This is a genomic window from Nonomuraea sp. NPDC049646 (assembly GCF_044465525.1).
In the GTDB taxonomy this organism is placed as follows: Bacteria; Actinomycetota; Actinomycetes; order Streptosporangiales; family Streptosporangiaceae; genus Nonomuraea.
Genome location: NZ_JBITLU010000019.1, coordinates 14,990 through 27,497, shown reverse-complemented (window position 1 = coordinate 27,497; position 12,508 = coordinate 14,990). Strand labels below are relative to the sequence as shown.

Sequence of the window (12,508 nt, the reverse complement as noted above, 5' to 3'; positions counted from 1 at the left end):
TACGCAGACCCTACCACTGGTGTACTAAATTTCCTCAACACGGATGGATGACGAATGGTCGAGGACGACGGAAGCCTGCTGATCCGCATCCGTGCGGCCATGCCCGCATTACGGCCGTCGGAACGGCGCATCGCCGAGACGTTCACCGGCGACCCGGCCGCCGCCGCGAACCTGTCCATCGCCGAGCTGGCCGCCCGCTGCGCCACCTCGACGACCTCGGTCGTGCGCTTCTACCAGCGCATGGGATACGCCCACTTCAAGGACTTCCGGATCGACCTGACCAGGGCCGCCGCACGGGAGGAGCTGACCACGTCGAGCCTGCCGGAGGTGTCGGGCGACATCGACCGCCACGACAGCCTGGAGGGCATCGTCTCCAAGGTCGCCACCAACGAGACGCTGTCCATCGCCGACACGGCCCGCTCCCTCGACATGCAGGCGCTGGGCCGGGCGGTCGCCCTGCTGCTGGCCGCGCGCCGGATCGACACCTTCGGCGTGGGCGCGAGCGCGCTGGTCGGCCTCGACCTGCAGCAGAAGCTGTCGCGCATCGGGCGTACCGCGATCAACTGGCACGACGCCCACTCGGCCTGGACGTCGGCGGCCACGCTCGACGCCGGCTGCGTGGCCGTCGCCGTCTCGCACACCGGCGCGACCGTGGACACCGTCGAGTTCCTGGCCATCGCCCGCCGGTCGGGCGCGGCCACGGTGGCGATCACGAACTTCCGCGACTCGCCGCTGGCCGCCACCGCCGACGTGACGCTGACGACGGCCGCCCGCGAGACCCAGTTCCGCTCCGGCGCGCTCGGCAGCCGCATCGCCCAGCTCATGGTCGTCGACTGCCTGTTCACCGGCGTGGCCGCGGCCAGCTACGACGAGTCGATGGCGGCCCTGCGCAACACGTACGCGGTCGTCCACGACCGCACGGTGCACAAGCGGGGGTGAACCGGGGCGGGGGCGGCCTGACCAGCATGGAAGTCTTTCTTTGGCGGCACGTGAATCTAGTGACAAAAAGTGATGACACAACTACTTTAAGTTGACATTCTGGTGGCGAGGCACCGTCTACCAGGAGAGACACCACATGCAGCTGATCACCCGTGCCGACTGGCACGCCAAGAAGCCCACCACCAGCTACACCCGGCTGGCCTCCACCAGAGGCGTCAAGATCCACTACACCGGCGGGAAGGTGCCCTCCGACCTGCCGGAGGCCGACAACCACGACAAGTGCGTCGACCTGGTCAGGGACATCCAGCGCATGCACATGTCCGGCGGGCGCGGCGAGACCTACATCGACCTCGGCTACAACATGGTGTGCTGCCCGCACCGGCGCACCTTCATGGGCCGGGGCCCGCACGTCCTGCCCGCCGCCAACGGCCCGGGGCTCAACTCCGGCCACTACGCCGTGCTCGCCCTGCTCGGCAACACCGGGTTCACCGAACCGAACGACGACCTGCTCAACGCCCTCGTCGACGCCATCGAGTACCTGCGCGAGCACGGCGACGCCGGGGACGAGGTCAAGGGCCACCGGGACGGCTACGACACCGACTGCCCCGGCGACCCGCTCTACCACTGGGTGCGAAGGGGCGCGGAACGCCCCTGAGGCGAACGCCGGGAACGACGGCCGCCGCGTGCGCGATGAGTTCCGAGGGGACCGGCGGTCTGAGTGTGTGAGCGGGCCGCACCGGCCCGCGGGCCCGCGCCGGGATCCTCCCGGGCGCGGGAGCAAGCACACGGAGGCATCGCATGCGGAAGCTGATCTTGGGTTTCTACGTCTCGCTCGACGGCAAGAGCGCCGACGGTGACAACGGGATCCGGGACGTCATGATGAGCATCGACGACCCCGAGCAGGAGGAGTACTTCGTCAGCCGGCTGTGGGAGGCCGGCGCCTTCCTCATGGGCCGCAACACCTACGAGATCATGGCCGGGTACTGGCCCGGCTCCGACCACCCCTCCGCCCGGCCGATGAACGAGATCCCCAAGGTCGTGTTCTCCCGCACCCTGAAGTCGGCCGACGACTGGCCCGAGACCCGGATCGCCGCCGGCGACACCGCCGAGGAGATCGCCAGGCTCAAGGCCGAGCCCGGCAAGGACCTCGTCGCCGCCGGCGGCACCGCGTTCATGCACTCGCTGATCAGGCTCGGCGTGGTCGACGAGTACCGGCTGTGGGTGCTGCCCGCCGTCACCGGCCGGGGCGCGCCGCTGTTCCCCGAGCTGGACCAGGCGGTGAACCTGCGCCTGGTGAAGAGCACGGCCTTCCCGTCGGGCGTCCTGGAACTGGTGTACGCGCCGGCCGGCCGGCAGACGTGACCGGCCGGCGCGGCGCTAGACCAGCCGGCCCACGTGGGCCAGCGCCTGCTTCAGCAGCACTCCCTGGCCGCCGGTCATCTCCTGCTGCACCGCCGGCGAGGACGCCTCCTCCGGGGTGAACCAGACCAGGTCCAGGGCGTCCTGCCGGGGCCGGCAGTCACCGGCCACGGGCACGATGTAGGCCAGCGACACCGCGTGCTGGCGCGGGTCGTGGTACGGCGTGACGCCCGGCGTCGGGAAGTACTCCGCGACGGTGAAGGGCTGCGGCGAGACGGGGATGCGCGGAAGGGCCACCGGCCCCAGGTCCTTCTCCAGGTGGCGCAGCAGCGCGTCGCGGATGCGCTCGTGGTGCAGCACCCGCCCCGAGACCAGCGCCCGGCTGACCGTGCCGTCCGCCGCGATGCGCAGCAGCAGGCCCACGCGGGTCACCACGCCGGTCTCGTCGACGCGTACCGGCACGGCGTCGATGTAGAGGATCGGCAACTGGCCGCGCACCGACTCGAGCTCTTCGGGTGCCAGCCATCCAGGCGCGGTTTCGGTCTTTTCGGTCATCTGTCGATCGTATGCCCCGCGCCGCCACTGACGGCGTAAGCCCCACCGACCGATCCCCGGACGGGGTCAGGCCCGCCTGGCCGGCCTGCTCCTGCCCGCGATCCAGGACGCCGTGCAGACGACCAGCACGATGCCCATGAACGGCAGGTACTCGGCGACTCTTCTCATGACAGATCACGCTCCGCTCTCGACTTGGCGAGCCGCCGGCGTTGCGGCTCGACGGTGTACCGGGGGTCGCACGCCGAGGCCGTCCCGGCGTGGAAGATCCCGAACCGGGTGCACACCGACCCGGCCAGCAGGGCCGCCCCCGCGGCGGCCGCCGCGACCCTGCTGCGAGCGCCCAGGCCCTGGCCGAGCAGGGCGCCCGCGACCGACAGCGCCTGGCCCGCCCTGAGCAGGCGGCTGCGCCGCAGCGGCTCGGCGGTCAGGCCCATGCGGCGTTCCATGCGGACGGCCGCCGCGCACTCCAGGGCCGCCCCCATCACCGCCGCCCGCCGGGCCGGGGCCGCCTGCGCGACCGGCGCGGCCAGCATGCCGAGCCCGCCCGCCGACGCGGCGGCCGAGCCCGCGAACAGGAACGGCATCTCCCTGAACCCGTCGTGCCAGGCCGGGACGGCGGTGTCGCAGATCAGCGCGGCGGTGTAGGTGGCCAGCGCCGGCCCGGTCAGCCCGGCCCCCACCGTGGCCGCCCGGCCCAGCCGGGGGAAGCGCCCGGTCACCCCGGTGAGCGCGGCCAGCCCGGCCTGCGGCCCGTACGCGGTCAGGATCCAGGTGCCGACGCTCATCGGCGAGGTCACCTTGAACACCCGCAACATGTTCAGGAAGCGCGACGGCTTGCCCAGGTCGTGGATCAGGGCGTACAGCGAGCCGCCGACCGCGCCCAGGGCGGCCACCTTGGCGGCGCGCGCCAGCGCCGGGCGTCCGGTCAGCTCGGCGGCGGCGGCCAGCGTGGAGGAGGCGCCGGCCAGGCCGCCGAGGAACAGGTAACCGGCGATGTCGTGGTCGCTCCAGGGCGTGCTGTTCAGGACCGGCAGGCCGTAGTAGGAGTCCGCCTGCGGCTCGGGCGGCCGCAGGGAGCTGCTGCCGCGGCCCGCCGAGCCGGGCGTGGCCTCGCGCTCGGTGCGCAGGCCGGGCGCGTCGTCCAGGCGCACGTCGGTCTGGTTGCTCATCGGCCCCTCCTCCAGGCCGCCGCGGCGGCCATCCCGGCCAGCAGGACCAGCGCCGCCGCGCCGGCGTGCCGCCACATCGACGGCAGGTCCGCGGTGGTCACCACGGGGTCCGGCGGCAGGCCGTACACCTGGGGCTCGTCCAGCAGCAGGAAGAAGGCGCCGGTGCCGCCCACGCCGTCGTCCGGGTCGTGGCCGTACAGGCGGGCCGAGGACACGCCCGCCGCGCGCACCTGCTCCAGACGGCGGCCGGCGCGCTCGCGCAGCTCGTCCAGCTCGCCGAACTGGATGGAGTCGGTCGGGCACGTCTTGGCGCAGGCCGGCTCCTGGCCCACCTCCAGCCGGTCGTAGCACATCGTGCACTTGGCGGCCGTGCCGCTCTCCGCGCGCCGGCCGATCACCCCGAACGGGCAGGCGGGCACGCAGTAGCCGCAGCCGTTGCAGACGTCCTCCTGGACGACGACCGTGCCGTACTCGGTGCGGAACAGCGAGCCGGTCGGGCAGACGTCGAGGCAGGCCGCGTGCGTGCAGTGCTTGCACACGTCGGAGGCCATCAGCCAGCGGAAGTCCAGGTCGCGGGCGCCGGTCTCCTGATGGCCCAGCGGCTTGCGCTGCTCGACGAACGCCACGTGCCGCCAGGTGTCGGCGCCGAGCCCGACGGAGTTGTCGTAGGACATGCCGGTGAACAGCAGCCCGTCCTCCGGCACCTCGTTCCACTCCTTGCAGGCCACCTCGCACGCCTTGCAGCCGATGCAGACGCTGGTGTCGGTGAAGAAGCCCATGCGCCTGGGCGGGTCGTCGTAGCCGGCGTCCAGCGGCGCCCGGTCGAGGTCGAAGGCCACGGCTCACACCTCCGTTCCGGTGTCCTCGGTCACGCCCGCCCGCCGCCGGTAGGCCAGCACCAGCTCCGGCAGGGCCGGGCCGCGCGGCCTGCGCCCGGGGCGGATGTCCGCCGACAGGGCCTTGACCTCCTGGATGTGGGAGTTGGGGTCGAGCGAGATGGCCGACAGCTCGTTGGCCGCGTCGCCGGTGGCCAGGCCGTTGGGGCCGAAGTGGAAGGGCAGCCCGATCTGGTGCAGCACCTTGCCGTCCAGGTGCAGCGGCGCCATCCGGTCGGTGACCAGCACGCGGGCCTCGACGGCGCTGCGCGCGGTGACGATCGTGGCCCACTCGCCGTGCACGAGCCCGCGCTCGGCGGCCAGCTCGGGCGAGACCTCGCAGAACATCTCCGGCTGCAGCTCGGCCAGGTACGGCGTGTGTCGGCTCATGCCCCCCGCCGTGAAGTGCTCGGTCAGCCGGTACGTGGTCACCACGTACGGGTAGACCGACGCGCCCGGCTCGGCCCCGCTCGGCTGGTACCGGTTGTCCTCGTGCCGGTAGAGCTTGCGGGCCGGGTTGCGCTGCCGCCCGTACAGCGGGTTGGCGACCGGCGAGTCCTGGGGCTCGTAGTGGCTGGGCAGCGGGCCGTCCACCACGCCCGAGGGGGCGAACAGCCAGCCCTTGCCGTCGGACTGCATGATGAACGGGTCGATGCCCGACAACGCCGCCGGCCCCTGCGCCCCCGGCTCTGGCCGGTAGGACGGCGGTTTGCCCTCCTCGAAGTCCGGCACGTCCAGGCCGGTCCAGCGGCCGGCGCCCTCGTCCCACCAGACGAGCTTCTTGCGCTCGCTCCACGGACGGCCGTCCGGCGCGGCCGAGGCCCGGTTGTAGAGCACCCGCCGGTTGGCCGGCCACGCCCACGCCCATTCGGCGGCCACCCAGTCCTGCTCGGCGGCCGGTCTGCGGCGGGCGGCCCGGTTGACGCCGCCGGCGTACACGCCGCAGTAGATCCAGCAGCCGCACACCGTCGAGCCGTCGTCCTTGAGCTGGGTGTAGGCGTCGAGCGGCCGGCCTTCTGCGTCCCAGCCGTTGATCTCGGCGAGCACCGCCTCGGCGACCGGCTCGGCCGTCTCGCCCTCGACCGGGTAGTCCCAGGTGAGGTCGAGCAGGGGCCGGTCCATCGGGTCGGCGGAACCGGCCAGCTTCTGCCGGATGATCCGCCCGAGGTGGTACATGAACCACAGGTCGCTGCGGGCGTCGCCGGCCGGCTCGACGGCCCGGTGGTGCCACTGCAGCCAGCGGTTGGTGTTGGTGAAGCTGCCGCTCTTCTCGGTGTGGGCCGCGGCGGGGAAGAAGAACACCTCGGTGCCGATCCCGGACGTGGCCAGCTCGCCCGTCTCGATCTCGGGGCCGTCCTTCCACCAGGTGGCGCTCTCGATCAGGTTGAGGTCGCGCACCACCAGCCAGTCGAGCTCGGCCATGCCCAGGCGTTGCATCCGGGAGTTGGCCGAGCCCACGGCCGGGTTCTCGCCGAGCAGCAGGTAGCCCTTGCAGGTGCCGTCGAGCTGCGCGAGCACCGTGTCGTACGTGCTGTGCGAGCCGGTCAGGCGCGGCAGGTAGTCGAAGTGGAAGTCGTTGTCGGGCGTGGCCGCCGGCCCCCACCACGCCTTGAGCAGGCTCACCAGGTAGGCGGGCATGTTCGCCCAGAAGCCGCGGCAGGAGGCGTCGGCGCGCAGGAAGTCGCGCATCTTCTCGTGCTCGTGGGCGTGCGGCATCGGGATGTAGCCGGGCAGCAGGTTGAACAGCGTCGGGATGTCGCTGGAGCCCTGGATGCTGGCGTGCCCGCGCAGCGCCTGGATGCCGCCGCCGGGGCGGCCGATGTTGCCGAGCAGGAGCTGCAGGATGCTGGCGGTGCGGATGAACTGGGCGCCGTCGCTGTGCTGCGTCCAGCCCACCGCGTAGACGAACTCGGCGGTCCGCTCGGGCCCGGAGTTCTCCGTCAGGTGGCGGCAGACCTGGGCGAACAGCTCCGGCGGCACCCCGCACACCTGCTGGACCATCTCCGGCGTGTAGCGGGCGAAGTGGCGGCGCAGCACCTGCAGCACGCAGCGCGGGTGCCGCAGCGTCTCGTCCCGCCGCGGCTCGCCGCCCAGGGGGACGCCGGTGCCGCCCTGGACCTCGGCGCGGCCGGCCGGGATGCTGCCCGCCGGGCGGTCGTAGTCCTCGTCCCGCTCGCCGGAGGCCGCGACGGTGTGCATGCCCTCGTACTGCCAGGTGTCGTCCTCGTAGCAGCGGTTCTCGGCGTCGAAGCCGGAGAACAGGCCGTCGAGGTCCTCGGCGTCGCGGTAGTCCTCGCGCAGGATGGTCGCCGCGTTGGTGTAGTGCAGGACGTAGTCGCGGAAGAACAGCTCGTTCTCCAGCACGTGGTTGACGATCGCGCCGAGGAAGGCGACGTCCGAGCCCGCCCTGATCGGCACGTGCAGGTCGGCCAGCGCGCTGGTACGGGTGAACCGCGGATCCACGTGGATGACCACCGCGCCGCGGGCCTTGGCCTCCATCACCCACTGGAACCCGACCGGATGCGCCTCGGCGAAGTTCGACCCCTGGATCAGCACGCAGTCGGAGTGCTGCAGGTCCTGCAGGAACGTCGTGGCCCCGCCGCGCCCGAACGACGTGCCGAGCCCCACCACGGTCGAGCTGTGGCACACCCGCGCCTGGTTCTCGATCTGCACCACGCCGAGCGCGGTGAGCAGCTTCTTGATGAGGTAGTTCTCCTCGTTGTCCAGCGTCGCGCCGCCCAGGCTGGCGATGCCCATCGTGCGGGCCACCCGGCGGCCCTTGTTCTCCCACTCCCAGGTCGCCCGGCGGGTGGCGATGATCCGGTCGGCCACCATGTCCATGGCGGTCTCCAGGTCGAGCTCCTGCCAGTCGGCGGCGTACGGCGGGCGGTACAGGACCTTGCGCAGCCGTCCGGAGCCGGTGGTGAGCTGGAGGCTGGAGGCGCCCTTCGGGCACAGCCGTCCCCGGCTGATCGGGGAGTCGGGGTCGCCCTCGATGTGCACGACCTTCTCATCGCGGACGTAGACGTTCTGGGCGCAGCCCACCGCGCAGTACGGGCACACCGACTTGACCACGCGGTCGGCGGCGGCCGTCCGGGCCGGGTGCGCGCCCGTGCGCGGCGACTTCACCGCGGCCGCCCGGCCGAGCCTGTCCTTGCCGGTGAGCTGGCGCAGCAGCGGCCAGGAGAACCCCATGCCGCTCACGCCCCCGTCTGGCGCATGCGCCGGTCGCTCCAGGCCCGCTCGCGCATCCAGGCACGCACGTCGCCGCGCTCGACCGGCCCGACCTCGCGCGGGTTGACCAGGTGCTGGGTGCGGCCGGCCAGCAGGCCGGGCCGGCCCCGCCGGCGTGCCACCGCGTCGCTCCCGTCGGCCGGCACGCCCGTCGCGATCAGGTACGCGCGCCCCGCGGGCACGCCCAGCAACCTGGCGATCTCGGCGTAGTCCAGCCCCTGCGACAGCAGCCGCAGCACCCGCTCCTTGCTCGGCATCGTTCCCCCCGGCGCCCGTGCCCCCCGGTCCGGTCCTCCCCTTCGCAGGCAGGAGGAAACCTGAACTCCCAGGTCAAAGGCGACAGTTGGCGTCAGGCCAGGCGGGCGGCGGCCTCGTCCCAGGCGGCGGCGTCGCCGGAGGGCTCGTACCGGCGCAACTCGTGCGTGGCGGCCACCAGCGCGCGCATCCCGGCCAGGTCGGCGACCAGCCCGGCCGTGCGCGCCTGCACCAGGACGTTGCCGAGCGCGGTCGCCTCGGCCGGCCCGGCCACGACCGGCAGCCCGCAGGCGTCGGCGGTGAACCGGCACAGCAGCTCGTTGCGCGACCCGCCGCCCACCAGGTGCACGACCTCCACCTCGCGGCCGGACAGCTCCATCGCCTGCCGGATCGCGTTGCGGTGCCCGAGCGCCAGGCTCTCCAGCACGCAGCGCACGAAGCCCGCCGGCGTCGAGGGCGGACGCTGCCCGGTGCGGCGGCACTCGGCGGCGATCCGCGCGGGCATGTCGCCCGGCGGCAGGAACGCCGGCAGGTCCGGGTCCACCACGGCGGCGAACGGACGTTCGCGCGCGGCCGCCGCCAGCAGGTCCTCCAGCGAGGAGCCGGGCCAGGCCCGCAGGCACTCCTGCAACAGCCACAGCCCCATGACGTTGCGCAGGTAGCGGACGGTGCCGTCGATCCCGGCCTCGTTGGTGAAGTTGGCCGCCCGGCCCGCCTCGGTGAGCACGGGGGCGGGCAGCTCCACCCCGGCCAGCGACCAGGTGCCGCACGAGACGTAGGCGAAGGCGGGCCCGGCGGCCGGCACGGCGGCCACGGCCGAGGCGGTGTCGTGCGAGGCCACCGCCCGCACCGGCGCGGAGAAGCCGATCTCCGCCGCGACGTCGCGGCGCACCCCGCCGATCGGCTCGCCCGGCTGCCGCAGCCGGGGGAAGATGCCCTCGGGCAGCCCCAGCCGGTCGATCAGCGGCACCGCCCAGGACCGGGTGCGCACGTCGAGCAGGCCGGTGGTCGAGGCGTTGGTCACCTCGGCGCCGATCTCGCCGGTCAGCCAGTATCCGATCAGGTCGGGGACGAGCAGCATCGTCGCGGCCCCGTCGAGCCGGTCGGCCAGGAGCTGGTAGATCGTGTTGAACGGGAGCACCTGCAGCCCGGACACCTCGTACAGCGTCTGCGCGCCGACCAGCTCGGCCACCTGCCCGGCCACCCCGCGCGTGCGGTCGTCGCGGTAGTGGACCGGGTTGCCGAGCAGCGCGCCGGTCTCGTCGAGCAGGCCGTAGTCGACGGCCCAGGAGTCGACCCCGATCGAGGCGACCGGCCCGGCCGCGCGCAGCCCGGCCAGGATCTCCCGGTAGAGGCCCAGGACGTCCCAGTGGAGGCGGCCGGCCAGGCGGACCGGGCCGTTGGGGAAGCGGTGGACCACGGACGTGGCGAGCCCGTCCGACAGGTCGGCGACCAGCACCCTTCCGCTGGAGGCGCCCAGGTCCACGGCGGCGAATCGGCTCATTGGGTGGACTCCCTCGCGACCAGTTCGGGCTGGAACATGATGTGCTGGTGGGCGTGCTCGGCCGGGTTGTCGCACTCGTCCAGCAGCAGCTCGGTGGCGATGCGCCCGAGCTGGTACGTCGGCTGCCGCATCGAGCTGAGCGACACGGCCGAGGCGGCGGCGAAGTCGATGTCGTCGTAGCCCATCAGCGCCACGTCGTCGGGCACCCGCACCCCGGCGCGCAGCAGGGCCCGCAGCACGCCCAGCGCGAGCAGGTCGTTGGCGCAGAACACGGCCTCGGGCAGGCCGTCCGCCATCAGGTCGGCGGCGGCCTGCTCGCCCGCGCGGGCGGTCATCGCGGCCGCCTCGGCCACCCGCAGCGAGCCCGGGTCGAGCCCGGCCGCGGCCAGCGCCTCCGCCGCGCCCCGCCGCCGCTCGGCGCACTGCCGGATGGTCAGCGGCCCGGTCACGTACGCGACGCCGTCCCCGCCCCTGGCCAGCAGGTGCCGGACCGCGGCCCGGCCGCCCGCGACGTCGTCCACCGCGACCGCGCACTGGTCGGGCCGGTGGGCGGGATGGTCGACGAGCACGACGCTGATGCCGCGCTCGCGCAGCCGGTCCAGCCGGGCCGGGTCCTCCCCGGACGGGGTGATCAGCACGCCGCGCACCCGCTGCTCGGCCAGCACGCCCAGGTTGCGCTCCTCCTTGTCCGGGGAGCCGGCCGAGTTGCCGAGGATCACCGCGTAGCCCAGGTCGCTGGCGACGTCCTCGACCCCGGCGGCGACCTCGGTGAAGAACGGGTTGCCGATGTCGATGACGCTCAGGCCGATCGTCCTGCTGTGGCCGGCGCGCAGGGTCGAGGCCGAGCCGTGCCGGACGAAGCCGAGCTCCCGGATCGCGCCCTCCACCCGTTCGCGGGTCGCCGGGGCGACCTTCGCCGGTCTGTTCAGGACGTTGGAGACCGTCCCGGGGGAGACGCCGGCGCGGGCGGCGACGTCCTTGATGCTGACCATGGCCATGGCGCCACATTAAAACGTACCAACAGTGATGTTGGCCAGTGCCGCCGATCTGACCGGCTCGTGCATTGACAGCGACCGCGTGTGATCGTAGTTTCCTCCGCGACAGATTAAAACGTTTTGAAGAGGGGTGACCGTGCGACGCGTCTGCTTCCTGCTCAAGGTCCGTCCCGAGCGGCTGGCGGAGTACCGCGAACGCCACCGGGCCGTCTGGCCGGACATGCTCGACGCGCTGCGCCGCGCCGGCTGGCACAACTACTCGCTCTTCCTGCGCGACGACGGCCTGCTGGTCGGCTACCTGGAGACCGCCGACTTCGAGGCCGCCAGGAAGGCGATGGAGGCCACCGAGGTCAACGCCCGCTGGCAGGCCGAGATGGCGCCCTTCTTCGAAGACCTCGACGGCCGGCCCGACGAGGGCATGCGGCCGCTGGACGAAGTGTTCCACCTGGACTGATCGGGAAGTCATGACCACTGACATCAAGGCCGCCCTGCGCGCGCTGCACATCGAGACGCCCTCGTGGGCGTACGGCAACAGCGGCACCCGGTTCAAGGTGTTCGCGCAGCGGGGCGTGCCGCGCGACCCGTACGAGAAGCTGGCCGACGCCGCCCAGGTGCACGCCCACACCGGCGTCGCGCCCACGGTCGCCCTGCACATCCCGTGGGACAAGGTGGCCGACTACGGCCACCTGGCCGCCCACGCCCGCGAGCTCGGCGTCGGCATCGGCGCGATCAACTCCAACGTCTTCCAGGACGACGCCTACATGCTCGGCAGCGTCACCAACCCCGACCCGGCGGTCCGCCGAAAGGCGCTGGCGCACCTGCTGGAGTGCGTGGACATCATGGACGCCACCGGCTCGGACACCCTCAAGCTCTGGTTCTCCGACGGCACCAACTACCCCGGCCAGGACGACATCCGCGCCCGCCAGGACCGCCTGGCCGAGGCCCTGTCCGCGGTGTACGCCAGGCTCGGCGAGGGCCAGCGCTTCCTGCTGGAGTACAAGCTGTTCGAGCCCGCCTTCTACACCACCGACGTGCCCGACTGGGGCACCGCCTACGCCCACTGCCTCAGGCTCGGCCCCAAGGCGCAGGTCGTCGTGGACACCGGCCACCACGCGCCGGGCGTCAACATCGAGTTCATCGTGGCGTTCCTGCTGCGCGAGGGGAAGCTCGGCGGCTTCGACTTCAACTCCCGCTTCTACGCCGACGACGACCTCATGGTGGGCGCGGCCGACCCGTTCCAGCTCTTCCGCATCATGTACGAGGTCGTGCGCGGAGGCGGCCTGACGGCGGGCGTGGCGTTCATGCTCGACCAGTGCCACAACATCGAGCCCAAGATCCCCGGCCAGATCCGCTCGGTCATGAACGTCCAGGAGGCCACGGCCAAGGCGCTGCTGGTGGACCGGGACGCGCTGGCCGCCGCCCAGGCCGCGGGGGACGTGCTGGGCGCGAACGCCGTGCTCATGGACGCCTACAACACCGACGTGCGGCCGCTGCTGGCCGAACTGCGCGAGGAGACGGGCCTCGCGCCCGACCCGATGGCCGCGTACGCCAAGTCCGGATATTTCGAGAAGATCGCTGCCGAGCGCGTCGGCGGCACGCAGGCCGGCTGGGGGGCCTGAACCA

General features: G+C 72.7%; 12 protein-coding genes. 5 read left to right on the top strand and 7 right to left on the bottom strand.

From position 1 onward, the window contains the following. The first annotated feature begins 54 nt into the window (after positions 1 to 54). The 3 genes from ACIBQ8_RS41105 to ACIBQ8_RS41095 all read left to right on the top strand — a co-directional run bounded on the left by ACIBQ8_RS41105 (position 55) and on the right by ACIBQ8_RS41095 (position 2,301). A complete protein-coding gene (locus ACIBQ8_RS41105; protein ID WP_397175411.1) occupies positions 55 to 939 on the top strand; it encodes a MurR/RpiR family transcriptional regulator in 885 nt (294 codons plus the stop codon). Between the two features lie 136 nt (positions 940 to 1,075). Further along, positions 1,076 to 1,594, top strand: a complete 519-nt coding sequence (locus tag ACIBQ8_RS41100; RefSeq protein WP_397175412.1) for a peptidoglycan recognition family protein — start codon at positions 1,076 to 1,078, stop codon at positions 1,592 to 1,594. 143 nt (positions 1,595 to 1,737) lie between these two features. Continuing rightward, a complete protein-coding gene (locus ACIBQ8_RS41095) occupies positions 1,738 to 2,301 on the top strand; it encodes a dihydrofolate reductase family protein (protein ID WP_397175414.1) in 564 nt (187 codons plus the stop codon). Positions 2,302 to 2,316: 15 nt separating this feature from the next. On the opposite strand, the gene ACIBQ8_RS41090 is transcribed toward ACIBQ8_RS41095, so the two are convergent. The 7 genes from ACIBQ8_RS41090 to ACIBQ8_RS41060 all read right to left on the bottom strand — a co-directional run bounded on the left by ACIBQ8_RS41090 (position 2,317) and on the right by ACIBQ8_RS41060 (position 10,888). Next, complete coding sequence (locus tag ACIBQ8_RS41090) at positions 2,317 to 2,853, bottom strand: NUDIX hydrolase family protein (protein ID WP_352324412.1); 537 nt, start codon at positions 2,851 to 2,853, stop codon at positions 2,317 to 2,319. A 164-nt stretch (positions 2,854 to 3,017) separates the two neighbouring features. Further along, the gene (gene nrfD, locus ACIBQ8_RS41085; RefSeq protein ID WP_397194741.1) at positions 3,018 to 4,022 is read right to left on the bottom strand and encodes an NrfD/PsrC family molybdoenzyme membrane anchor subunit; all 1,005 of its coding nucleotides are present in this window, start codon (positions 4,020 to 4,022) and stop codon (positions 3,018 to 3,020) included. Beyond that, positions 4,019 to 4,801: a 4Fe-4S dicluster domain-containing protein gene (locus tag ACIBQ8_RS41080; RefSeq protein ID WP_397194882.1), complete on the bottom strand. Its 783-nt coding sequence runs from the start codon at positions 4,799 to 4,801 to the stop codon at positions 4,019 to 4,021. Before ACIBQ8_RS41080 ends, nrfD begins: the two co-directional genes overlap by 4 nt. 63 nt (positions 4,802 to 4,864) lie before the next feature. Beyond that, the gene (fdh, locus tag ACIBQ8_RS41075; RefSeq protein WP_397194881.1) at positions 4,865 to 8,092 is read right to left on the bottom strand and encodes a formate dehydrogenase; all 3,228 of its coding nucleotides are present in this window, start codon (positions 8,090 to 8,092) and stop codon (positions 4,865 to 4,867) included. A gap of 5 nt (positions 8,093 to 8,097) precedes the next feature. Continuing rightward, a complete protein-coding gene (locus ACIBQ8_RS41070; protein WP_352364948.1) occupies positions 8,098 to 8,388 on the bottom strand; it encodes a hypothetical protein in 291 nt (96 codons plus the stop codon). 92 nt (positions 8,389 to 8,480) lie between these two features. Then, positions 8,481 to 9,890, bottom strand: a complete 1,410-nt coding sequence (locus ACIBQ8_RS41065) for a rhamnulokinase family protein (protein WP_397194740.1) — start codon at positions 9,888 to 9,890, stop codon at positions 8,481 to 8,483. Beyond that, positions 9,887 to 10,888: a LacI family DNA-binding transcriptional regulator gene (locus tag ACIBQ8_RS41060; RefSeq protein ID WP_397194739.1), complete on the bottom strand. Its 1,002-nt coding sequence runs from the start codon at positions 10,886 to 10,888 to the stop codon at positions 9,887 to 9,889. Before ACIBQ8_RS41060 ends, ACIBQ8_RS41065 begins: the two co-directional genes overlap by 4 nt. A 133-nt stretch (positions 10,889 to 11,021) precedes the next feature. Between ACIBQ8_RS41060 and ACIBQ8_RS41055 the strand changes: the two genes are divergently transcribed. Together ACIBQ8_RS41055 and rhaI are read left to right on the top strand one after the other, a co-directional pair. Further along, the gene (locus ACIBQ8_RS41055; protein WP_364340807.1) at positions 11,022 to 11,339 is read left to right on the top strand and encodes an L-rhamnose mutarotase; all 318 of its coding nucleotides are present in this window, start codon (positions 11,022 to 11,024) and stop codon (positions 11,337 to 11,339) included. Between the two features lie 10 nt (positions 11,340 to 11,349). Next, positions 11,350 to 12,504 carry an L-rhamnose isomerase gene (gene rhaI / locus ACIBQ8_RS41050; protein ID WP_397175422.1) on the top strand — a complete coding sequence of 385 codons (1,155 nt, stop codon included), beginning with the start codon at positions 11,350 to 11,352 and terminating at the stop codon, positions 12,502 to 12,504. The last annotated feature ends 4 nt before the right edge of the window (positions 12,505 to 12,508 follow it).